Annotated in this window: 21 protein-coding genes and 2 tRNA genes; 13 read left to right on the top strand and 10 right to left on the bottom strand. The window is 74.3% G+C overall.

Annotation, left to right across the window (positions count from 1 at the left end):
* Window positions 1–39: 39 nt before the first annotated feature.
* Both QYM41_RS07290 and QYM41_RS07285 read left to right on the top strand, forming a co-directional pair.
* Window positions 40–1,245: a pyridoxal phosphate-dependent aminotransferase gene (locus QYM41_RS07290; RefSeq protein WP_368799083.1), complete on the top strand. Its 1,206-nt coding sequence runs from the start codon at window positions 40–42 to the stop codon at window positions 1,243–1,245.
* The gene (locus QYM41_RS07285) at window positions 1,242–1,577 is read left to right on the top strand and encodes a hypothetical protein (RefSeq protein WP_368799082.1); all 336 of its coding nucleotides are present in this window, start codon (window positions 1,242–1,244) and stop codon (window positions 1,575–1,577) included. Before QYM41_RS07290 ends, QYM41_RS07285 begins: the two co-directional genes overlap by 4 nt.
* Window positions 1,578–1,668: 91 nt before the next feature.
* Here QYM41_RS07285 and ppk2 read toward each other — a convergent pair whose 3' ends face one another.
* Window positions 1,669–2,580, bottom strand: coding sequence for a polyphosphate kinase 2 (ppk2, locus tag QYM41_RS07280; protein WP_368799081.1), 912 nt, complete (start codon window positions 2,578–2,580; stop codon window positions 1,669–1,671).
* A gap of 205 nt (window positions 2,581–2,785) precedes the next feature.
* Here ppk2 and QYM41_RS07275 point away from each other — a divergent pair, with 205 nt between their 5' ends.
* Complete coding sequence (locus QYM41_RS07275) at window positions 2,786–3,817, top strand: 6-phosphofructokinase (protein WP_368799080.1); 1,032 nt, start codon at window positions 2,786–2,788, stop codon at window positions 3,815–3,817.
* Between the two features lie 154 nt (window positions 3,818–3,971).
* Here QYM41_RS07275 and ygfZ read toward each other — a convergent pair whose 3' ends face one another.
* The 3 genes from ygfZ to QYM41_RS07260 form a co-directional block, all read right to left on the bottom strand.
* The gene (gene ygfZ / locus QYM41_RS07270; RefSeq protein WP_368799079.1) at window positions 3,972–5,069 is read right to left on the bottom strand and encodes a CAF17-like 4Fe-4S cluster assembly/insertion protein YgfZ; all 1,098 of its coding nucleotides are present in this window, start codon (window positions 5,067–5,069) and stop codon (window positions 3,972–3,974) included.
* A 5-nt stretch (window positions 5,070–5,074) separates the two neighbouring features.
* A complete protein-coding gene (locus tag QYM41_RS07265) occupies window positions 5,075–5,674 on the bottom strand; it encodes a heme-binding beta-barrel domain-containing protein (RefSeq protein ID WP_368799078.1) in 600 nt (199 codons plus the stop codon).
* Between the two features lie 117 nt (window positions 5,675–5,791).
* On the bottom strand, window positions 5,792–6,397 hold the full coding sequence (locus tag QYM41_RS07260) for a hypothetical protein (RefSeq protein ID WP_368799077.1): 606 nt from the start codon (window positions 6,395–6,397) through the stop codon (window positions 5,792–5,794).
* A gap of 210 nt (window positions 6,398–6,607) precedes the next feature.
* On the opposite strand from QYM41_RS07260, the gene QYM41_RS07255 reads away from it, so the two are divergent.
* From QYM41_RS07255 to QYM41_RS07215, 9 genes are all read left to right on the top strand, one after another.
* Complete coding sequence (locus tag QYM41_RS07255; RefSeq protein WP_368799076.1) at window positions 6,608–7,291, top strand: response regulator transcription factor; 684 nt, start codon at window positions 6,608–6,610, stop codon at window positions 7,289–7,291.
* 50 nt (window positions 7,292–7,341) lie between these two features.
* Window positions 7,342–8,319, top strand: coding sequence for a mycothiol synthase (gene mshD, locus QYM41_RS07250; protein WP_368799075.1), 978 nt, complete (start codon window positions 7,342–7,344; stop codon window positions 8,317–8,319).
* Window positions 8,316–10,577, top strand: a complete 2,262-nt coding sequence (locus QYM41_RS07245; RefSeq protein WP_368799074.1) for an RNA degradosome polyphosphate kinase — start codon at window positions 8,316–8,318, stop codon at window positions 10,575–10,577. Before mshD ends, QYM41_RS07245 begins: the two co-directional genes overlap by 4 nt.
* Window positions 10,578–10,666: 89 nt before the next feature.
* Window positions 10,667–11,647 (top strand): NUDIX hydrolase, encoded by a 981-nt coding sequence (locus QYM41_RS07240; RefSeq protein WP_368799073.1) that lies wholly within the window; start codon window positions 10,667–10,669, stop codon window positions 11,645–11,647.
* A 58-nt stretch (window positions 11,648–11,705) separates the two neighbouring features.
* Window positions 11,706–12,560: a thymidylate synthase gene (locus tag QYM41_RS07235; RefSeq protein ID WP_368799072.1), complete on the top strand. Its 855-nt coding sequence runs from the start codon at window positions 11,706–11,708 to the stop codon at window positions 12,558–12,560.
* Window positions 12,557–13,120, top strand: a complete 564-nt coding sequence (locus tag QYM41_RS07230) for a dihydrofolate reductase (RefSeq protein WP_368799071.1) — start codon at window positions 12,557–12,559, stop codon at window positions 13,118–13,120. The genes QYM41_RS07235 and QYM41_RS07230 overlap by 4 nt, the downstream gene beginning before the upstream one ends.
* Window positions 13,121–13,226: 106 nt before the next feature.
* Window positions 13,227–13,619, top strand: a complete 393-nt coding sequence (locus QYM41_RS07225) for a GNAT family N-acetyltransferase (RefSeq protein ID WP_368799070.1) — start codon at window positions 13,227–13,229, stop codon at window positions 13,617–13,619.
* Between the two features lie 10 nt (window positions 13,620–13,629).
* Window positions 13,630–14,772 carry an aspartate-semialdehyde dehydrogenase gene (asd, locus tag QYM41_RS07220; protein WP_368799069.1) on the top strand — a complete coding sequence of 381 codons (1,143 nt, stop codon included), beginning with the start codon at window positions 13,630–13,632 and terminating at the stop codon, window positions 14,770–14,772.
* A 3-nt stretch (window positions 14,773–14,775) separates the two neighbouring features.
* Window positions 14,776–15,156: a GntR family transcriptional regulator gene (locus tag QYM41_RS07215; RefSeq protein WP_368799068.1), complete on the top strand. Its 381-nt coding sequence runs from the start codon at window positions 14,776–14,778 to the stop codon at window positions 15,154–15,156.
* 118 nt (window positions 15,157–15,274) lie between these two features.
* On the opposite strand, the gene QYM41_RS07210 is transcribed toward QYM41_RS07215, so the two are convergent.
* From QYM41_RS07210 to QYM41_RS07195, 4 genes are read right to left on the bottom strand one after another with little or no spacing between them, the layout of a single operon-like run.
* On the bottom strand, window positions 15,275–15,670 hold the full coding sequence (locus tag QYM41_RS07210; RefSeq protein WP_368799067.1) for a TIGR02611 family protein: 396 nt from the start codon (window positions 15,668–15,670) through the stop codon (window positions 15,275–15,277).
* A 12-nt stretch (window positions 15,671–15,682) separates the two neighbouring features.
* Window positions 15,683–16,798: a UDP-N-acetylmuramate dehydrogenase gene (locus QYM41_RS07205; protein ID WP_368799066.1), complete on the bottom strand. Its 1,116-nt coding sequence runs from the start codon at window positions 16,796–16,798 to the stop codon at window positions 15,683–15,685.
* A 37-nt stretch (window positions 16,799–16,835) separates the two neighbouring features.
* Window positions 16,836–17,315: a MaoC family dehydratase gene (locus QYM41_RS07200; RefSeq protein ID WP_368799148.1), complete on the bottom strand. Its 480-nt coding sequence runs from the start codon at window positions 17,313–17,315 to the stop codon at window positions 16,836–16,838.
* A gap of 2 nt (window positions 17,316–17,317) precedes the next feature.
* The gene (locus QYM41_RS07195) at window positions 17,318–17,767 is read right to left on the bottom strand and encodes an FAS1-like dehydratase domain-containing protein (protein ID WP_368799065.1); all 450 of its coding nucleotides are present in this window, start codon (window positions 17,765–17,767) and stop codon (window positions 17,318–17,320) included.
* Window positions 17,768–17,877: 110 nt separating this feature from the next.
* On the opposite strand from QYM41_RS07195, the gene QYM41_RS07190 reads away from it, so the two are divergent.
* The gene (locus QYM41_RS07190) at window positions 17,878–19,020 is read left to right on the top strand and encodes a calcium/sodium antiporter (RefSeq protein ID WP_368799064.1); all 1,143 of its coding nucleotides are present in this window, start codon (window positions 17,878–17,880) and stop codon (window positions 19,018–19,020) included.
* Between the two features lie 76 nt (window positions 19,021–19,096).
* Here QYM41_RS07190 and QYM41_RS07185 read toward each other — a convergent pair.
* Window positions 19,097–19,170, bottom strand: a tRNA-Met gene (locus QYM41_RS07185).
* A gap of 61 nt (window positions 19,171–19,231) precedes the next feature.
* Window positions 19,232–19,303 (bottom strand) — tRNA-Thr (locus QYM41_RS07180).
* Window positions 19,304–19,505: the final 202 nt, after the last annotated feature.

The raw sequence follows: 19,505 nt of genomic DNA, 5'->3' as shown, positions 1-19,505 counted from the left end.
CGGCGGACACCGCCCGTTCCTTCCAGGAGGCCCCCGGTCATGACCACGTCCCGCATCTCCCGGCGCGTCGGCGCCATCGCAGAGTCCGCGACGCTCGCCGTGGACGCCAAGGCGAAGGCGCTCAAGGCCGCCGGGCGCCCCGTGATCGGCTTCGGCGCCGGGGAGCCCGACTTCCCCACGCCCCAGTACATCGTGGACGCGGCCGCGGCCGCCCTGCAGGACCCGGCGAACTTCCGGTACACGCCCGCCGCCGGCCTGCCCGAGCTGCGGAAGGCGGTGGCGGAGCAGACCGCCCGGGACGACGGGTACACGGTGGAGCCCTCGCAGGTCCTCGTCACCAACGGCGGCAAGCAGGCCGTGTTCCAGGCGTTCGCCACGGTCGTGGACGAGGGCGACGACGTCCTGCTGCCCGCCCCGTACTGGACGACCTACCCCGAGGCCATCAAGCTCGCCGGCGGCAACCCGGTGGAGGTCTTCGCCGGCCCGGAGCTCGGCTACAAGGTCACCCCGGAGCTGCTCGAGGCCGCGTGGACCGAGCGCACCAAGGCCTTGCTGTTCTGCTCGCCGTCCAACCCCACGGGCGCCGTGTACTCCCCCGAGGAGACGGCGGCGGTGGGCCGCTGGGCCGCGGAGAAGGGGATCTTCGTGCTGACGGACGAGATCTACCAGCACCTCACGTACGACGACGTGCCGTTCACCTCGATCGCCGCCGCCGTGCCGGAGCTCGGCGACAACGTGGTGATCCTCAACGGCGTGGCCAAGACCTACGCGATGACCGGCTGGCGGGTGGGCTGGATGATCGGCGCCCCGGACGTTATCAAGGCCGCCACGAACCTGCAGTCCCACCTGACGTCCAACGTCAACAACGTGGCCCAGCGGGCCGCGCTCGCCGCCGTGTCCGGTCCCCTCGACGAGGCCCACCGGATGCGGGAGGCCTTCGACCGCCGGCGCCGGGTCATGGTGGACGCCCTCAACGCCGTCGAGGGCGTGGCGTGCCCGACCCCGACCGGCGCGTTCTACGCCTACGCGGACGTGCGCGGGCTGCTCGGCCGGCGGTTCGGCGACGCGACGCCGCAGACCTCCGCCGAGCTCGCCGAGCTGATCCTGGAGCGGGCGGAGGTCGCGGTGGTCCCCGGCGAGGCGTTCGGCCCCTCCGGCTTCCTGCGCCTGTCCTACGCGCTGGGCGACGACGACCTGGCCGAGGGCCTGCGCCGGCTCCAGGAGTTCCTGGGGGGCGCCGCGTGAGCGGCCTCGGCCGCGCGGTCGCCGCGGCGGAGTCGGTGCCCGCGGCGGCGCTGGTGAGCGCCGGGCTGGTCGGCGGGTACGCCACCGCCCGGGCGACCGGCGTCCGCCCCCTGGGCGGGGTCGTGCTGGCCGCTGCCGGGGCCGCGGCCGCGCACTCGTGGTGGCACCGGGGCGGACCGGGCACCACGGCGGCGCTCGGCGCGCTCTACGTCCTGGGCTTCGGGCTGTCCCACCCGCTGGCCAAGCACATCGGAGCCTGGCCCGCGGTCCTGGCCGTGACCGCCGTCAACGCCGCCGCCAACACCGTCCTGGTGGACCGCCCCGGCCGCTGATCCTCCGGCGATCGGCGCCGCCCGCGGCCCCCTCCGGGAGAGGCCCGCGCCCCGGCAGAGGGGCGCGGCGGCGCCGTCGCACGGTCCCGCCTCAGTCGCCGACCGCGTCCCGGCCGCGCCGGACGATCAGCGGATCGGGGGCGTGGACCACCTCCGGGTCCTTGTCCTCGTAGTCGAACTGGTCCAGGAAGAAGCGCAGCGCGTTGATCCTCGCCCGCTTCTTGTCGTTGGACTTCACCGTGATCCACGGGGCGTGGTCGGTGTCGGTGCGCAGGAACATCTCCTCCTTCGCCTCCGTGTAGTCCTCCCACCGGTCCAGGGACGCCAGGTCCATGGGCGAGAGCTTCCACCGGCGGACGGGGTCGATCTGGCGGATCGCGAAGCGGGTGCGCTGCTCGTGCTGGGTGACGGAGAACCAGAACTTGGTCAGGTGGATGCCGGAGTCCACGAGCATCTTCTCGAACACCGGGGCCTGGGCCATGAACTGCTCGTACTGCCGGTCCGTGCAGAAGCCCATGACGCGCTCCACGTTGGCCCGGTTGTACCAGGAGCGGTCGAACATCACGATCTCCCCGGCGGTGGGCAGGTGCTGGATGTAGCGCTGGAAGTACCACTGGCCCCGCTCGCGGTCCGAGGGCTTGGTCAGGGCGACCACGCGGGCCGCGCGCGGGTTGAGGTGCTCGGTGAACCGCTTGATGGTCCCGCCCTTGCCGGCGGCGTCCCGGCCCTCGAAGACGATCACGTGCTGCAGGTCGTGGTCCTGGCCCCAGTACTGGAACTTCAGCAGCTCGATCTGCAGCTGGTACTTCTCGAGCTCGTACTCCTCCCGGCTCATCCGCTCCTCGTAGGGGTAGTCCTCCCGCCAGGTCTCCACCGCCGAGCCCCCGGGGTCGATCAGGTCCGGGTCCGGGGACTGCCCGTCCCGCACCGTGTACCCCTGGTCGACCAGCTTGTCGATGAACTCCCGCAGGTTCTCCCGCACCGGTTCCTTCTCCGCGCTCACCGCCACCTCTCCTTCCGGGCCCGGCGGGGCCCTCCCCGGCAGTCTAGGCCGCGGGCCGGGCCCGCCCGGTCCCCGGCGGCCGGGCGGGCCCAGGCGCTCCCGGGCGGGGCCCGCCCAGCCGCCGGGGACCGGACTCACTAGACTGGGCGTGCCGGCGCCGTCCGGCCGCCACGCACACCCCGCTCACCCGGAGGAGACTGTACGGATGAAGATCGGACTGCTGACCAGCGGCGGGGACTGCCCCGGACTCAACGCGGTGATCCGCGGCGCGGTGCTGCACGGGATCAAGAGCTACGGCCACGAGTTCGTGGGCTTCCGCGACGGCTGGCGCGGTGTCGTGGAGGGCGACATCATGGACCTGCCCCGGACCCGGGTGCGCGGGCTGGCCCGGGAGGGCGGGACCATCCTGGGGACCTCCCGCACCAATCCCTACGACGGGCCCGGCGGAGGCCCCGAGAGCATCGGGGTGATGCTCGAGCGCCACCACATCGACGCGATCGTGGCCATCGGCGGGGAGGGCACCCTGGCCGGGGCCGCCCGGCTGGCCGAGGCCGGGCTGCCGGTGATCGGGGTGCCCAAGACCATCGACAACGACCTGCAGGCCACCGACTACACCTTCGGCTTCGACACCGCGGTGCAGATCGCCACCGACGCCATGGACCGGCTGCGCACCACCGGGGAGTCCCACCACCGGTGCATGGTCGCCGAGGTCATGGGCCGCCACGTGGGCTGGATCGCCCTGCACTCGGGGATGTCCGCCGGCGCGCACGCGGTGCTGATCCCCGAGCAGCAGGTCTCGATGGAGCAGGTCTGCACCTGGGTGAGCGAGGTGCACGAGCGCGGCCGCTCCCCGCTGGTGGTCGTGGCCGAGGGCTTCATCCCCGAGGGCCACGAGGACGTGCTCGCCGGCAAGGGCACCGAGGCCTCCGGGCGGCCCCGGCTGGGCGGGGTCGGGGAGTACGTCACCGAGCAGATCGAGGCGGCCACCGGCATCGAGACCCGCAACACGATCCTGGGCCACATCCAGCGCGGGGGCGCCCCGACCGGTTTCGACCGGGTGCTGGCCACCCGGTTCGGCCTGGCCGCCGTGGACCTGGTGCACGACAAGGGCTGGGGCCAGATGGTCGCCATCCGCGGCACCGACATGATCCGGGTGCCCTTCGACCAGGCGCTGGCCGGGCTCAAGACCGTGCCCCAGCACCGCTGGGACGAGGCCAAGGTCCTCTTCGGCCGCTGAGCGGGGCCGGCGGCGGGAACGGCCGGCCGCACCCCGGGGCGGGCCTCGGCCCGCCCCGGGGCGTGCACTCAGGGGCGTGCACTCAGGGGCGTGCACTCAGGGACGTGCACTCAGGGACGTGCACTCAGGGGCGTGGGCTCGCAGGGTCGTGCGCTCAGGAGCGCGCGTCGCGGGGAGCGCGGAGGAACCCGGCCTGGCGGCCGACCACCTGGCCGGCGTCCGGCGGCACGACGACCTGCTGCGCGGCGGCCCAGCGCTGCTCGCCGTCCGTGACGACGAGGTCGGCGGCGGGGTCCACGGTGCGCTTGAGCACGGCGAGCGCGACCGGTCCCTGCTCGTGGTGCAGCTGCACCGAGGTGACCCGTCCGACCGTGCGCTCCCCCGCGACGACCTCGGCCCCGGCGGCGGGCAGCGTGTGCTCGGAGCCGTCGAGGTCGAGCAGCACCAGCCGCCGGGGCGGGTGCCCGAGGTTGTGCACCCGGGCGACCGTCTCCTGGCCCTTGTAGCAGCCCTTGGCCAGGTGCACGGCGGTGCGGAGCAGGTCGAGCTCGTGCGGGATGGACCGCTCGTCCGTCTCGGCGCCCCAGCGGGGGCGCCAGGCGGCGATCCGCAGCGCCTCAGCGGCCCAGGCCCCGGCGAGGGGGCAGTCGCGGGTGAGGACGTCGAGCTCGTCGCGGGGCACGAGGTGCTCCCACCAGGTGCGCTCCTCGCCGGGGTGGGGGCCGTCGAGGACGGCGTAGCTCCAGCCGCCGGGGGCGACCTCGGGCCACGGGTCGCGCCAGACGACAGTGGCGGGCAGGCCGGGCACGGGTCCCGCGGCGCCGAGCACGGCCCACTGCGCGGTGCGGTCCTCGATCTCCACCCGGAGCGCGAAGCGCATGGCCTCCAGCCACGCCACCAGGGGGGCGGCCTCCTCGGCCTCGGTCAGCAGCCAGGTGGTCGCGCCGTCGTCCACCACGTGGGGGGCGTGCTCGATCCTGCCCTGCACGGAGAGGAAGAGGGTCTCGGTGCTCTGCCCGGGCTCGAGGCCCGTGAGCACCTGCGAGGACAGCGTGGTGAGCCAGCTCAGCCGGTCGGGCCCCGTCACGGTGACGACGCCCTTGTGGGAGAGGTCCACCACGGTCCCCGGCGTCCGCACGAGGGAGCGCTGCTCCCGCAGCGGGTCGCCGTAGTGGGCGGCCACGCCGTGGTCCAGGCCCTCGGCCTCGACGGCGCCCGGGCGCAGGAGCAGGGGGGAACGGTAGGAGGTCACGGGGTTCAGCCGATCTTCCGCAGCTGCGCGGAGGCGTGGGTGGCCAGCGGCTCGCCGAGGGCCGCCATGTCCCAGGCCCAGAACAGGTCGCCGTGGACGAGGCCGTACATGCGGGTCGAGGAGCTGTACTCCTTGGCGCCGCGGGCACGGATGACGGCGTCGGTGGCGAGGTCGATCCGGGGACCCTTGATCTGCCCGGCGTAGAGCTCGGCCACCCCGCCGGGGTGGGTCAGCGTCACGAGGACGTCGAAGCCGCCGTCCGCGTTGCGCATCCGCTCCACGTCCTCGGCGCCCTGGAGCACGGGCACGACGTCGGGCGGGAGCATCCCGGGCCCCACGTCGCCGTCCTCGAGGGTGCGGTCGAGCTGCCAGAAGCCGTGTTCCACGGTGGCCGGGCGCATCGGCTGCCCCTCCTCGTCGAGGAGCGTGGTCTGCGCCCGGTACTCGAGGAACGGCAGGCCGTTCTGCTCGAAGGTCACGCGCTGCCGGAAGGGCCGTTGCTCGACCTCTCCGTAGCCCATGAAGCCGTCACCCTCCCAGGTGCCCAGCAGCCAGGCGAACGGGACGAGCTCCGGTGTCAGATCCGAGGGGATCTCGATGGGCACGGGACTAGTGCTGTCCCTTGAACAGGCCCAGGACCACCTTGAGGGAGATCCCGGCGATGAACAGACCGGAGATGCCGAGGAGGGCCAGGTAGAAGATTTCGAGTGCAAGCATGGTCCCTAAACTACCACGGTGCTCACCAGGCGGGCAGTGAAGACGGCCCCCACCCCGAGGAACGCCACGGGGGTGATGCCCAGCGCCACGACACCGCGCTTGGGGGAGCTCTTCGGGGCCGCCGCGATCACCCGGCCGCCCACGAGCGCCACGAGCGCGGCCAGCACGGCCCCGACCACCACGAGCAGGGCGGGGTCCGAGCCCGCGGCCCGGTAGTCCCCGGCCAGGGCGATCCAGCCGGAGGAGCTGACCGCGGCGAGCACCCCGGCGGTCGAGGCGATCGCGGACTCGAGCCGGTGCTCGGCCCCCTCCCCGCGCACCAGCTCCGCCGCGAACACCGTCATGAGAGCCACCCCGACCACGGCGGGCAGCCAGACCAGCTGCTGGCCGGGCAGCAGCTGCACGAGCAGGGCCGCGACGGCCCCGGCGGCGCTCATGATCACGTTGTGGCGGTGCCTCGCCGCGATGCCGGTGGCCGCCGGCCAGCCGAAGCCGATGACCACGGACATCCCGAGCGCGAGCAGCAGCGGCGCGGGCCCGGCGACGGCGACCGCGGTGAGCGCCGCCACGAGCCCGGCCACGCTGCACGCGGCGATCATGGCGTATCTCATGGCGATCGGGTTCCTGCACTGTTCGTGGGTCGGGGCACGGGCCCGCGCGGACACGAGCAACGATAGCGGCTCACCGGGCGCTCCGGGCGGTCGCCGGCCGGGGGCGGGGCGCCCGACGGGAGGCACTCCGGGCGGCGGGGTCGCGGAGCGGGCCGCCGGCCCGGACCTATACTGACAGCTCAGTCCGTACGCCAGAGTGGAGAAGCACGAGTGTTCCAGATCCTGATGCTGACCGACGCGGACGGACCCTCGGCATCGGTGCTCCCGGCCCTCGACCTGCTCAACCACAAGGTCTCGGTCGCGCCGACCCGGACCGTGTCCGGCAGCCTCGACGGGCGGTCCCCGGACGTGGTCCTGCTGGACGGGCGCACCGATCTGATCACGGCCCGCAACCTCGCGCAGCTGCTGACGGCCAAGGGCCTGGCGGCGCCGCTGCTGATGGTCCTCACCGAGGGCGGGATGGCGGCGGTGGCCGCGAACTGGATGGTCGACGACGTCGTGCTCGACACCGCCGGCCCCGCCGAGGTCGAGGCCCGGCTGCGCCTCGCCTCCTCCCGCACCGCAGAGGCCCCCGAGGACGACACCCGCATCCGGGCGGGCTCGGTGGTCATCGACGACGCCGCCTACTCGGCGCACGTCAACGGCCAGCCCCTGAACCTCACCTACAAGGAGTTCGAGCTGCTCAAGTACCTGGCCCAGCACTCCGGGCGGGTCTTCACGCGCGCCCAGCTGCTGAGCGAGGTCTGGGGCTACGACTACTACGGCGGCACCCGCACCGTGGACGTGCACGTGCGGCGTCTGCGCGCCAAGCTGGGCGCCGACCACGAGCACCTGATCACCACGGTGCGTAACGTGGGCTACAGCTTCGCCACGACGCGGGCCCGGGAGAGCTGAGCACGGCCCCCGTCCCGCCCGTTCCGCCCCACGTCCCGCAGGAGGTCCCCATGTCCCAGCCCGTGCCGTACGACCTCGAGCGCCCGGACGTCCCGCCGGCGGAGGAGATCGCTGCGCTCGCGTCCCGGGCCGCCGCCGCCGACGGGGACCCGCCGTTCTCCGACCAGACGCTCGTGGACCTGCGCGCGGGGCGGGACGGCCGGGTCCGCACGGTCCTGGCCCGCGCGCGCGGCGGGGAGCTGCTGGGCGCGGCGGTGGGCGTGCCCGAGCCGGACGGCGCCCGGCTCGTGGAGCTCGTGGTCTCCCCCGGCCACCGTGGAGCCGGGATCGGCGCGGCCCTGGCCGGCGCCGTGGCCGGGGAGACCACCGGCACGGTCCGGGCGTGGGCGCACGGGGGCCACCCCGCCGCCGCCGCGCTCGCCGCCCGGCACGGGCTGAGCCCCGTGCGGGACCTGCACCGGCTGCTGCGCCCGCTGCGCGGCGCGGCCGACCTACCCCTCCCGGAGCGGATGCCCGCGGGATTCCGGCTGCGGGCCTTCGAGCCCGGCCGCGACGAGCAGGAGTGGCTGCGCGTCAACGCGGCCGCCTTCGCCGGGCACCCCGAGCAGGGCCGGATGACCCTCGACGACCTCCGGCAGCGGGAGGCCGAGGCGTGGTTCGACCCCGCCGGGTTCCTGCTCGCCGTGCGGGCGGACGCACCGGGCACCGTGGCCGGCTTCCACTGGACCAAGGTCCACCCCGGGGACGCCGGGCGGGCCCCGCTCGGCGAGGTGTACGCCGTGGGGGTGGCCCCCGGGCACCAGGGCACGGGTCTGGGCCGCGCCCTGACCGCCGCCGGCGTCAACCACCTCGCCCGGCAGGGACTGGACGAGGTCATGCTCTACGTGGACGGCGACAACACCGCGGCCCTGCGGCTCTACGAGGCCCTGGGTTTCCGGCCCTGGCACCTCGACGTGATGTACGCCGGCACCCTCCCCGCCACCGCCCGGCCCGGACCGGCCGGCAACGACCAGACAGGACCGCGATGACCACGCACCAGCAGGAGAGCCCGCAGTCCGCAGCCGCCCCCGGGACCCCGCCCCCCGCGGGTGCCGCGGGCCCCGAGGACGCCCCCGACGCAGCCGCCCGGGGCCACGGGGACCGGGACCGCATCGACGACCCCGTGCCCGCGGCCCGGCAGGTCCTGGAGGGCCGGCACGGGCCCGAGCGCTTCCTCGACCGCGAGGCGAGCTGGATCGCGTTCAACTCCCGGGTCCTGGAGCTCGCGGAGGACCCCGACCTCTTCCTCCTGGAGCGCGTGCACTTCCTGTCGATCGTGGCCTCCAACCTCGACGAGTTCTTCATGGTCCGGGTGGCGGGGCTCAAGCGGCGCATCGCCACGGGGATCGCCCGGCCGGCCGCCTCGGGCCACTCCCCCGCGGAGCAGATGGCCACCATCGCCGCCCGTGCCCACGATCTCCAGGAGCGGCACGCACGGGCGTTCCACGAGCTGGTGCGCCCCGAGCTGACGCGCCAGAACATCCACCTGGTCGGCTGGGAGGACCTCGACGCCGCCACGCGGGAGCGGCTGAGCCGGGACTTCCACCGCCAGGTGTTCCCCATCCTCACGCCCCTGGCCGTGGACCCGGCCCACCCGTTCCCCTACATCTCCGGGCTCAGCCTCAACCTGGCCGTGATGGTCCGCAACCCGCAGTCCGGCAAACGGCTGTTCGCCCGCGTGAAGGTCCCGGACCAGCTCCCGCGGCTGCTGTCGGTGGACGGGGCCCGCGCGTCCCGGCTGCCGCACGGGCAGGCCCGGTTCATCCCGCTCGAGGACGTCATCGCCCAGCACCTGGACGACCTCTTCCCGGGGATGGAGGTCGAGGAGCACCAGGTGTTCCGGGTGACCCGCAACGAGGACCTGGAGGTCGAGGAGGACGACGCCGAGAACCTCCTGCAGGCCCTGGAGAAGGAGCTGCTGCGGCGCCGCTTCGGCCCCGCGGTGCGCCTGGAGGTCACCGACAGCATCAGCACCGAGGTGCTCGAGCTGCTCGTCTCCGAGCTGGGCATCGACGAGTCCGAGATCTACCGGCTGCCGGCCCCGCTGGACCTGCGCGGCCTGGGGGTCATCGCCGGGATCGACCGCCCGGAGCTGCACTACGCCCGGCACGTGGCCCACACCTCCCGCTACCTCAACGCCGCGGAGACCGCCAAGGCCGCGGACGTCTTCGCGGCGACCCGGGCCCGGGACGTGCTGCTGCACCACCCCTACGACTCGTTCGCCACGAGCGTCCAGGCCTTCCTGGAGCAGGCCGCCGCGGACCCGAAGGTCCAGGCCATCAAGCAGACCCTGTACCGGACCTCGGGCGACTCCCCCATCGTGGACGCGCTGATCGACGCCGCCGAGGCCGGCAAGCAGGTGCTCGCGCTGGTGGAGATCAAGGCCCGCTTCGACGAGCAGGCGAACATCTCCTGGGCCCGCAAGCTCGAGCAGGCCGGGGTCCACGTGGTCTACGGCATCGTGGGGCTGAAGACCCACTGCAAGCTCTCCCTCGTGGTGCGCCAGGAGGAGCAGGGGCTGCGCCGGTACGTGCACATCGGCACCGGCAACTACCACCCCTCCACCGCGCGGTTCTACGAGGACCTGGGCCTGCTCACGTGCGACCCCGAGGTCGGGGAGGACGTCTCGAGGCTCTTCAACCAGCTCTCCGGCTACGCCCCGAAGACCACGTTCCAGCGCCTGCTCGTGGCGCCCCGGTCGGTGCGCTCCGGGCTCGTCGACCTGGTCGAGGCCGAGATCCGCCACCACCGGGAGGGCCGGCCGGCCCGGATCCAGCTCAAGTGCAACTCGATCGTGGACGAGGCCGTCATCGACGCCCTGTACCGGGCCTCGCAGGCCGGGGTGCCCGTGGACGTGGTGGTCCGCGGGATCTGCGCGCTGCGCCCGGGGGTGCCGGGGCTCAGCGAGAACATCCGGGTCCGCTCGGTGCTGGGCCGGTTCCTGGAGCACTCCCGGGTCTTCTCCTTCTGCAACGCCGGGGAGCCCCTGGTCTACATCGGCTCGGCGGACATGATGCACCGCAACCTGGACCGCCGGGTGGAGACCCTCGTGCGGATCACGGACCCCCAGCAGGCCGAGGCGCTGGTGCGCCTGCTGGCCCGCTACGTCTCGGACGCCACCGCGAGCTGGCACCTGGACGCCGAGGGGATGTGGACCCGCCACCACCGGGACGCCGAGGGGAACCCGCTCGTGGACGTCCAGGAGCACCTGCTGCGCAGCCGGGCCCTCGGCCGGCCCACCGTCTAGACGGCGGTAGCATCGTGGGGGTGCCGGCAGGCCCGGACCGCCGGGCCCGGCACGCCCGTGCAGCACGGACAGGGGACGAGAGAGGGACCATGCCCAGGACCGCAGAGACGACCGCCGAGCCGAGCACGGCCGCGCGCACCCGCCGGCCCGCCGACGTGCTCGCGGCAGGGTGCCTGTGCTGGCGCCGGACCGGCAGCGACCTCGAGGTCCTGCTCATCCACCGGCCGCGCTACGACGACTGGTCCTTCCCCAAGGGCAAGCAGGACGACGGCGAGACCCTGCCCGAGACCGCCCACCGGGAGGTCGGCGAGGAGATCGGGCTGCTCCCGCGACTGGGGGTGCCCCTGCCCACGATCCGCTACGAGGTCAAGGACGGGACGAAGGACGTGCACTACTGGGCCGCGGAGTTCGGCCCCGGGGCGCGGCCCGAGCCCGACGGCCGGGAGGTCGACGACGTGCGCTGGGTCGGTCCCGGCGAGGCGCACCGGATGCTGAGCAACCCCTCGGACCGGGAGCCGCTGGCCGCCCTCGTGGAGCTGCACGAGCGGGGGGACCTGGCCACGCGCCCGGCGATCGTCGTGCGCCACGCGAAGGCGAAGCCGCGCTCGTCCTGGTCGCGGGCCGAGGGCGACCGGCCGCTGGCCGCGACCGGCAAGCGGCAGGCCCTGGCCGTGACCCGCCTGCTGCGGGCGTGGTCCCCCGAGCGGGTGCTCACCTCGCCGTGGCTGCGCTGCCTGTCCACGGTGGTGCCGTACGCGCGCAAGGCCGGGGTCTCCGTGCGCGAGCGGCCCCAGCTCACCGAGGCCTCGCACAAGCGCCACCCCAAGAAGGCCGCCGCCGTGGCCCAGACGATGTTCGACAAGGACACCCCCGTGGCCCTGTGCACGCACCGGCCGGTGCTGCCCACCGTGCTCAAGGTCATCGCCCGGCACACGGGCCCGGAGCTCGCCGCGCTGCTGCCGGCCAAGGACCCCTACCTGTCCCCCGGGGAGATGATCGTGCTCCAGGTCTCCCGCCGGCACCGCCGCCGAGTGGTCTCCGTGGAGCTCGTGAAGCCCTTCGACGACTGACGTCCCGCCCCGGGCCCCGCCCGGGGCCCCTGCCCCGAGCCCCTCCGAGGAGTCCCGCATGACCTCCCCCGCCCCCGAGCCCGCGGCCGAGCCCGCCCCGGTGCCGACTCCCTACGAGGACCTCCTGCGCGAGGTCCTCGAGACGGGCGTGCACAAGTCCGACCGCACCGGCACCGGCACGCGCAGCGTCTTCGGCCGCCAGATCCGCTTCGACCTGACCGAGTCCTTCCCGCTGCTGACCACCAAGCGCGTCCACTTCCGTTCCCTGGCCCTCGAGCTGCTGTGGTTCCTGCGCGGGGACTCCAACGTGCGGTGGCTGCAGGAGCGGGGGGTGTCCATCTGGGACGAGTGGGCGGACGCGGACGGGGAGCTCGGCCCCGTCTACGGCGTGCAGTGGCGGTCCTGGCCCACCGCCGGCGGCGGGTCGATCGACCAGATCGCCAAGGTCGTGGAGCAGATCCGCACGAACCCCGACTCCCGGCGGCACGTGGTGACCGCGTGGAACCCCGCCGAGGTGGACGAGATGGCCCTGCCGCCGTGCCACGCGCTGTTCCAGTTCTACGTGGAGCCCCGGCAGGACGGGCCGGGGCGGCTGTCCTGCCAGCTCTACCAGCGCTCCGCGGACATGTTCCTGGGCGTGCCCTTCAACATCGCCTCCTACGCCCTGCTCACCGTCATGATCGCCCAGCAGACCGACCTGGAGCCCGGGGAGTTCGTCTGGACCGGCGGGGACTGCCACGTCTACGACAACCACGTGGCGCAGGTGACCGAGCAGCTCGCCCGGGAGCCCTTCCCCTACCCGCGGCTGCGGCTCGCCCGGCGGCCCGCCACCGTCTTCGACTACGAGCTCGAGGACTTCGAGGTCCTCGACTACCGCCACCACCCGGCCATCAAGGCCCCGGTGGCCGTATGAGCGGCGCACCGTCCCCGGCCGGGGCCCCCGGACCCGGCGGGCAGATCGGGGCGATCTGGGCGCAGACCGCCGGCGGCGTCATCGGCCGCGCCGGCGGAATGCCCTGGTCCCTGCCGGAGGACATGGCCTTCTTCCGCCGCACGACCACCGGCCACCCCGTGATCATGGGACGGCGCACGTGGGAGTCCTTCCCCGAGCGCTTCCGGCCCCTGCCCGGGCGCACCAACATCGTCATCACGTCCTCCCCCGAGCGGGTGGAGCACGGGCGGCCCCCCGGGTCGGTGCTGACCGCACCGTCCTACGCCGAGGCCGTGCGCCTGGCGCGCACGAGCCCCGGAGCGGAGCGGATCTGGGTGATCGGCGGCGGGGAGGTCTACCGGCAGGCGCTCGAGGACCCGGAGCACCCGGTGACGGAGGCGCTCGTGACCGTCATCGACCTCGACGCCGACGGGGACACGCGGGCCCCGGCGCTCGACGACTCCTGGGACACGGAGCCGGTCGTGGGACCGTCGGTCTCCCGCACCGGACTGGGCTACCGGATCGACCGACGCACGCGCTGACGCCCCGGGGCGCCCCGGGGCGCCCCGGGGCGCCCCGGGGGGCCCGAGGTTCCGGTGCCCCCGCGGCTCCGGTAGCGTGAGCGGCACCACGACCAGGAGGACGACCGTGACCGACCGGCACCCCGACCCCACGATCCGGGACGACGAGCAGCTGCGCGTCGTGAAGAACACGGACCTCGACCGCTACGAGCTGTGGCGCGGCGAGCAGTTCATCGGCTTCGAGGGCTTCCACGACCACGAGGACGGCACGGTCGAGCTCCAGCACACGATCATCGGTGAGCAGTTCGGCCGGCAGGGCTACGCACGGACCCTCGTGACGATGCTGCTCAACGGCTTCCGGGACCAGGGCGTCACGGTGCGGCCCACGTGCACCTACGTCCAGGACTACCTCCACCGCTTCCCCCAGTACCGGGACCTGGTGGCGCCCGGCCTGGAGCTCCCGCCCGCGCGGAAGGTGAAGGAGAAGCGGCGGCGCTGGGCCCTGCACCGCGCCCAGTAGACTGGGGGCCATGACTTTTCGCGCAGGTGATTCGGTAGGGTTCGTCGGCTGGCGGGGCATGGTGGGATCCGTGCTCATGCAGCGCATGCAGGAGGAGGGGGACTTCGAGGGGATCACCCCCGTGTTCTTCTCCACCTCCAGCGCCGGCCGGCCCGCCCCGCAGTTCGCCGGGGACGCCGGCACGCTGCAGGACGCCTACGACCTCGAGACCCTGTGCCGGCTGCCCGTGATCGTCACCGCCCAGGGCGGGGACTACACGAAGGACGTGCACGGCCGGCTGCGCGCCGCCGGCTGGGACGGGCTGTGGATCGACGCCGCCTCGACCCTGCGGATGAACGACGACGCGATCATCGTCCTGGACCCCGTCAACCGGGACGTCATCGACCGCGGTCTCGCGGGCGGGGTGAAGGACTTCGTGGGCGGCAACTGCACGGTGTCCTGCCTGCTCATGGGGCTGGGGGGGCTCTTCCGCAACGACCTGGTGGAGTGGGCCACGTCGATGACCTACCAGGCCGCCTCGGGCGGCGGGGCCCGGCACATGCGCGAGGTGCTGGCGCAGTTCGGCGCCCTGCACGGCGTCGTCGCCGACGAGCTGGCCGACCCCGCCTCCGCGATCCTCGACATCGACCGCCGGGTGCTCGAGGCGCAGCGCGGCGACGCGCTGGACACCTCGATGTTCGGCGCGCCCCTGTCCGGTTCGCTCATCCCCTGGATCGACGCCGACCTCGGCAACGGGCAGTCCCGGGAGGAGTGGAAGTCCGCGGCCGAGACCAACAAGATCCTGGGCCGCACGGACCGGTTCGCCCAGGACTGGGTGCCCATGGACGGACTGTGCGTGCGGATCGCCACGATGCGCTCGCACTCCCAGGCCCTCACGATCAAGCTGCGGGAGGACCTGCCGGTGGACGAGATCGAGCGGATCATCGACGCCGACAACGAGTGGGCCACCGTGGTGCCCAACACCAAGGAGGACTCGATGCGGGACCTCACCCCCGTGGCGACCTCCGGGACGCTGGACATCCCCGTGGGCCGGATCCGCAAGCTGTCCATGGGACCGGGCTACATCAGCGCCTTCACCATCGGCGACCAGCTGCTGTGGGGCGCGGCCGAGCCCCTGCGCCGCATGCTGCGCATCGCCACCGGAACCCTGTAGCCGGTGGCGGAGACCTCCGTCCCGCCGGGACTGGCCCTCGCCCCGGACGACCCCCGGCCGCCGTCCGAGCAGCTCAGGCACCGGGTGCAGCAGGGCCGCGCGGACGGCACCCTGCCCGCCGGCACCCGCCTCCCGCCGGTGCGCCGGCTCGCCGAGGCCCTGGGTCTCGCGGCCGGCACCGTGGCGAAGGCCTACCGGGAGCTCGAGGCCGCCGGCGTGATCGAGACCCGGGGCCGTCAGGGCAGTTTCGTGCGCGCGGCGGATCTCACCGAGGACCTGGCGGTGCGGGCCGCCCGCCGCTACGCCGCCGAGATCACGGAGCTCGGGCTCTCGCCCCAGCGCGCCCTCGAGCTGGTGGCCGCGCAGCTGGGCCGCTCCGGCTGAGCACCGCCCCGGCCGCGGCGGTGGGCGCGAGCCCGGCGGTGGGCACGACCCGGGCGGAACGGCCCCGGCGACCCGGTCGTACCGGCGGGACCGTGGCGGGAGCGGCCTGCGCCCGGGCTCAGGTCCCGGGCGCGCGCAGGTGCCGGGGAGCCGGCACCAGGTTGCGCGGGCCGGCGAGGGCCCGGCGGTGGCGCCCCTCGGCGGTGCGGTCCAGCCACCACCGCCAGCCGCGCACGACCTGTGCCTTCGCCCACTGGTTGAGCCGGTGCGCCCAGTGGAACTCGGTGCCCCAGATGCCGAGGCCCAGGAAGATCGCGAGCCAGCCCGGTCCCGGGGTCACGAGCATGACGAACCCGGCGAGCACGAAGACGCCCCCGATGACCGTCACGAGCGTCCGGTAGACCGCGAAGAGCACGGGGTGGCCGCGCGACCAGCGGCGCAGCCGCCCCAGGGCGCGGCGCACGCGGCCCTCGGAGCTCTCCCCCTGGGCGATCTCCTCCTCGAGGCTGCTCACGGCCGCCCTCCCTCAGACCGCCGTGCCCACGATGACGGGCTCGGCGACGAGGTCCACGCCGTAGACGGACGCGACGCCGTCGCGCACCGTCCGGGCCAGGGCCATGAGGTCCTGTGCCGAGGCGCCGCCGCGGTTGGTCAGGGCGAGCGTGTGCTTGGTGGACAGCGAGGCCCGGCCCCCGGCGACCGCGGCGCCGTCGAGGTCCAGCAGCTCGTTGCGGGTGCCCGGCAACCCGAAGCCCTTGCCGAAGCCGGCGTGGTCGATCAGCCACGCGGCGGAGAGCTTGACCCGGTCCTCGAGCGGTCGCCCCTCGGCGTCGACCACGGGGAAGCGGGGGGCGTCGGCGGGCAGCCGCTCCCCCAGGGCGTCCGCCGGGAGGACGGGGTTGGTGAAGAACGACCCGGTGCTGTAGGTGTCGCGGTCCTGCGGGTCCAGGACCATGCCCTTGCCCGCGCGCAGGGCCAGGACGGTCTTCCGCACCTGGCCCAGCGGGGCACGCTCCCCCACCGCGATCCCGAGCCGCCGGGCGAGCTCCCCGTAGCGCACCGGGGCGCCGTCGGTGCCGCGCCCGAGCCGGAACCGCACGGCGAGCACCACGAAGCGCGGCGAGCCGGCCACCGTGCTGCGCTTGAGGGCCGAGTCCCGGTAGGAGAACTCCAGCTCGGCCGGCGCGAACTCGCGCACGCACCGCTCCTGCCGGTCCCAGGCACGCACCAGGTCGACGGTCTGGGCCACCTCCTGGCCGTAGGCCCCCACGTTCTGCACCGGCGTGGCACCCGTGGTGCCGGGGATCCCGGACAGGGCCTCGATGCCGACCAGGTCGCCGGCCACGGCCTCGGCCACGAGCTCGTCCCACGGGTGGCCGGCCTGGACCTCGAGGAGGACGCCGTCCGGCCCGTCCTCGAGGACCTCGACGCCGCGCGAGAGCACGTGCACCACGGTGCCCGCGAACCCGGCGTCGGCCGCGATGAGGTTGGAGCCTCCCCCGACCACGAGCACGTCCCGCCCGGCGGCGTCGGCGGCCGCGACGGCGTCGACGACCGCCTGCTCGGACTCGGCGCGCACGTAGTGCCGGGCGGGTCCGCCCACGGCGGCGGTCGTGAGGTCTGCGATGCGGGGGGACGTCATGCGGCCCAGTTTATCGGTCCGCCCGCGGCACGCGGGCTCACCCCAGCCGCACCACGGCCTGGGCCTTGACCAGGACCTTCAGCGGGGCGGCGGTCGCGGGATCGGCGTCCTCCGCGGAGAGGTCCGGGGCGGTCACCGTGAGGTCCACGCGCGCGGTGCGGGCGGCGTCGTCGAGGGCGCCGATCTTCCCCGAGACCGTCAGGGCCGTGGAGGCCTCGACAGCGGTCCCGAACCGGTTGGGCACGACCACCGGCTTGGTGAAGCGCGTCTGGTAGTCGACGACGGCGCCCGGGTCACCGGCCCAGTCCGTCACGAGCTGCACGGCGGCGCCCATGGTCAGCATCCCGTGGGCGATGACGTCGGGCAGGTCCACGGAACGGGCGAACTCCTCGTTCCAGTGGATGGGGTTCAGGTCGCCGGAGGCCCCCGCGTACCGGACCAGGTCCGCGCGGGAGAGCTCGATCCGCCGCTGCCCGATCTCCTGGCCCTTCTCGAGGCTGTCGAAGTCGATGCGCACGGTCACCGGTCCTCTCCTCGCACCAGCAGGGACGACACGGTGGTGGCGACGTGCTCGCCGTCGGCCGCACGGATCTCGGCCCGGGACGTCACCATGGCCCCGGAGCCCATGGCCCGGACCTGGTCCACGTGCAGCTCGGCCACGAGCTCGTCCCCGGCGACGATCGGGCGGTGGTGCGTGAAGCGCTGGTCGGCGTGGACCACGCGGGAGAAGTCGATGCCGGCCTCGGGGTCGGCGATCAGCGCGGCGTCGGCACGCTGGGCCACGACGATCGCGAAGGTGGGCGGCGCCACGAGGTCGGCGTGGCCGAGGGAGCGGGCCGCCTCGACGTCGTGGTGGGCGGGGTGACCGGCCTGGACCGCGCGGGCGAAGTCACGGATGGCCTCACGCCCCACGCTGTAGGGCTCGGCCGGCGGGTACGTCCGCCCGACGAGATCGGGGTTCACGGGCATGGCAGCTCCTCGCTGGACGGGGCCGCGCGCACGCGGCGGGACGCGCCCAGTCTACGGGGGCGCGCCCCGCCCGGCGCCCCGCCGCGTCCCGGCCCCGTACACTCCTGGCCATGGATCTGCTGGACGTGGGCCGGATCCTCGCCGGGCTGGTGCTGCTGGTCCTGGGCGGGGAGCTCCTGGTGCGGGGCGCCTCCGCGCTCGCCCGCCGGGTGGGGATCTCCTCGCTGGTGGTCGGGCTCACCGTGGTCTCGGCGGCCACGTCCGCCCCGGAGCTGGCCGTGTCCGTGGGCGCCGTGCTGCGCGGGGAACCGGGACTGGCGGTCGGCAACGTGGTGGGCAGCAACATCGCCAACGTCCTGCTCATCCTCGGGCTCTCCGCGCTCGTGCTGCCGCTGGTCGTGAAGCAGCGGCTGGTGCGGATCGACCTGCCCTGGATGGTGGGCCTGTCGATCGGGCTGCTGCTCGTGTCCCTCGACGGGCGGATCGGCGCGGTGGACGGCCTGGTCCTGCTCGGCGCCGTGGTGGCGCACACGGCCCTGACGGTCGTCCTCGGCCGGCGCGAGGCCGGGCTCGCCGCCCGGGCGGTGGCGCCGGACGGGAGTCCTGCCGCCCCGGGCCGCGCCGCGCCCGCCGAGGCCGGTGCGGGAAGGCCGGCCCCGGCGGCCGGACGGTCGCTGCTGCTCGTGGTCCTGGGGATCGCGCTGCTGGTCGCGGGCGCCACGCTGCTCGTGGAGGGGGCGGTGAGCATCGCCACCGGCCTGGGCGTGAGCGGCCTGGTGGTGGGGCTGACCGTCGTCGCCGTGGGGACGTCGCTGCCGGAGCTGGCGACGTCGGTCATCGCCGTGCGCCGCGGTGAGCGCGACCTGGCCGTGGGCAACGTGGTGGGCAGCAACATCGTCAACATCGGGGTGGTGCTCGGCCTGCCGGCACTGCTCTCGGGCCGGGGCATCCCCGTCTCGGGTGCCGCGGCGGCCCTCGACATCCCGGTGATGTTGGCCGCGTCCGTGGCCCTCCTGCCCGTGGCCTTCACCGGCTTCGCGGTGGCCCGCTGGGAGGGCGGGCTCTTCGTGGGCCTCTACCTGGCCTACACGGGGTACGTGGTCCTCGCCGCCACGGCGCACGACGCGCTGGCGGGCTTCACCGCGGTCATGGCCTGGTTCGTGCTGCCGCTGCTCGCGGTGACCCTGGTGGCGTTCACGGCCTTCGAGCTGGGGGTGCGCCGGGGCCGGCGGGAGGTCCGGCGCCGGCCGTGACCCGTCCGGGCGTGACCGGCGCCCGCGCCCCGGGTACGACAAAGGCCCGTGACCGGGGGTCACGGGCCTTGCGCCGTAGCGGTGGACGGGCTCGATCCGTCGACCTCACGATTATGAGTCGTGCGCTCTAACCAGCTGAGCTACACCGCCAGAGGGATGGGACACCGCGGCGTTCGGCCTGGTCGGCCGGGCCGCGGGATCTCATCACGAGAGCCCCGACCGGGAATCGATCCCGGGACCTCCATCTTACCAAGATGGCGCTCTACCACTGAGCTATCGGGGCAACGACGAAGACTCTACCAGCACGTTTCGGCAGAACCAAAATCGCCGGACAGCACGTTCCGGCCGTCCCGGCGGCGTCCCGTCCGGCCTGACCGGGCACGGTTTCCGGGTCCGATCGGGGGGCTGCCGGCGAGCGGCGGGCGCACCGGTCGCCGGCAGGGCGGGCGGCGGCGCCGGAGCCCACGGCTCGGCCATCGGCCGCA

The organism is Kocuria oxytropis (assembly GCF_040981195.1).
GTDB lineage: Bacteria > Actinomycetota > Actinomycetes > Actinomycetales > Micrococcaceae > Kocuria > Kocuria oxytropis.
This window is presented reverse-complemented; position numbering and strand designations above follow the sequence as displayed.

Coding starts and splice junctions, on each gene's coding strand:
- QYM41_RS07290 (WP_368799083.1), top strand. CDS start 40: ATGACCACGTCCCGCATCTCCCGGCGCGTCGGCGCCATCGCAGAGTCC.
- QYM41_RS07275 (WP_368799080.1), top strand. CDS start 2,786: ATGAAGATCGGACTGCTGACCAGCGGCGGGGACTGCCCCGGACTCAAC.
- QYM41_RS07260 (WP_368799077.1), bottom strand. CDS start 6,397: ATGAGATACGCCATGATCGCCGCGTGCAGCGTGGCCGGGCTCGTGGCG.
- mshD (WP_368799075.1), top strand. CDS start 7,342: ATGTCCCAGCCCGTGCCGTACGACCTCGAGCGCCCGGACGTCCCGCCG.
- QYM41_RS07245 (WP_368799074.1), top strand. CDS start 8,316: ATGACCACGCACCAGCAGGAGAGCCCGCAGTCCGCAGCCGCCCCCGGG.
- QYM41_RS07240 (WP_368799073.1), top strand. CDS start 10,667: ATGCCCAGGACCGCAGAGACGACCGCCGAGCCGAGCACGGCCGCGCGC.
- QYM41_RS07235 (WP_368799072.1), top strand. CDS start 11,706: ATGACCTCCCCCGCCCCCGAGCCCGCGGCCGAGCCCGCCCCGGTGCCG.
- QYM41_RS07230 (WP_368799071.1), top strand. CDS start 12,557: ATGAGCGGCGCACCGTCCCCGGCCGGGGCCCCCGGACCCGGCGGGCAG.
- asd (WP_368799069.1), top strand. CDS start 13,630: ATGACTTTTCGCGCAGGTGATTCGGTAGGGTTCGTCGGCTGGCGGGGC.
- QYM41_RS07205 (WP_368799066.1), bottom strand. CDS start 16,798: ATGACGTCCCCCCGCATCGCAGACCTCACGACCGCCGCCGTGGGCGGA.
- QYM41_RS07195 (WP_368799065.1), bottom strand. CDS start 17,767: ATGCCCGTGAACCCCGATCTCGTCGGGCGGACGTACCCGCCGGCCGAG.
- QYM41_RS07190 (WP_368799064.1), top strand. CDS start 17,878: ATGGATCTGCTGGACGTGGGCCGGATCCTCGCCGGGCTGGTGCTGCTG.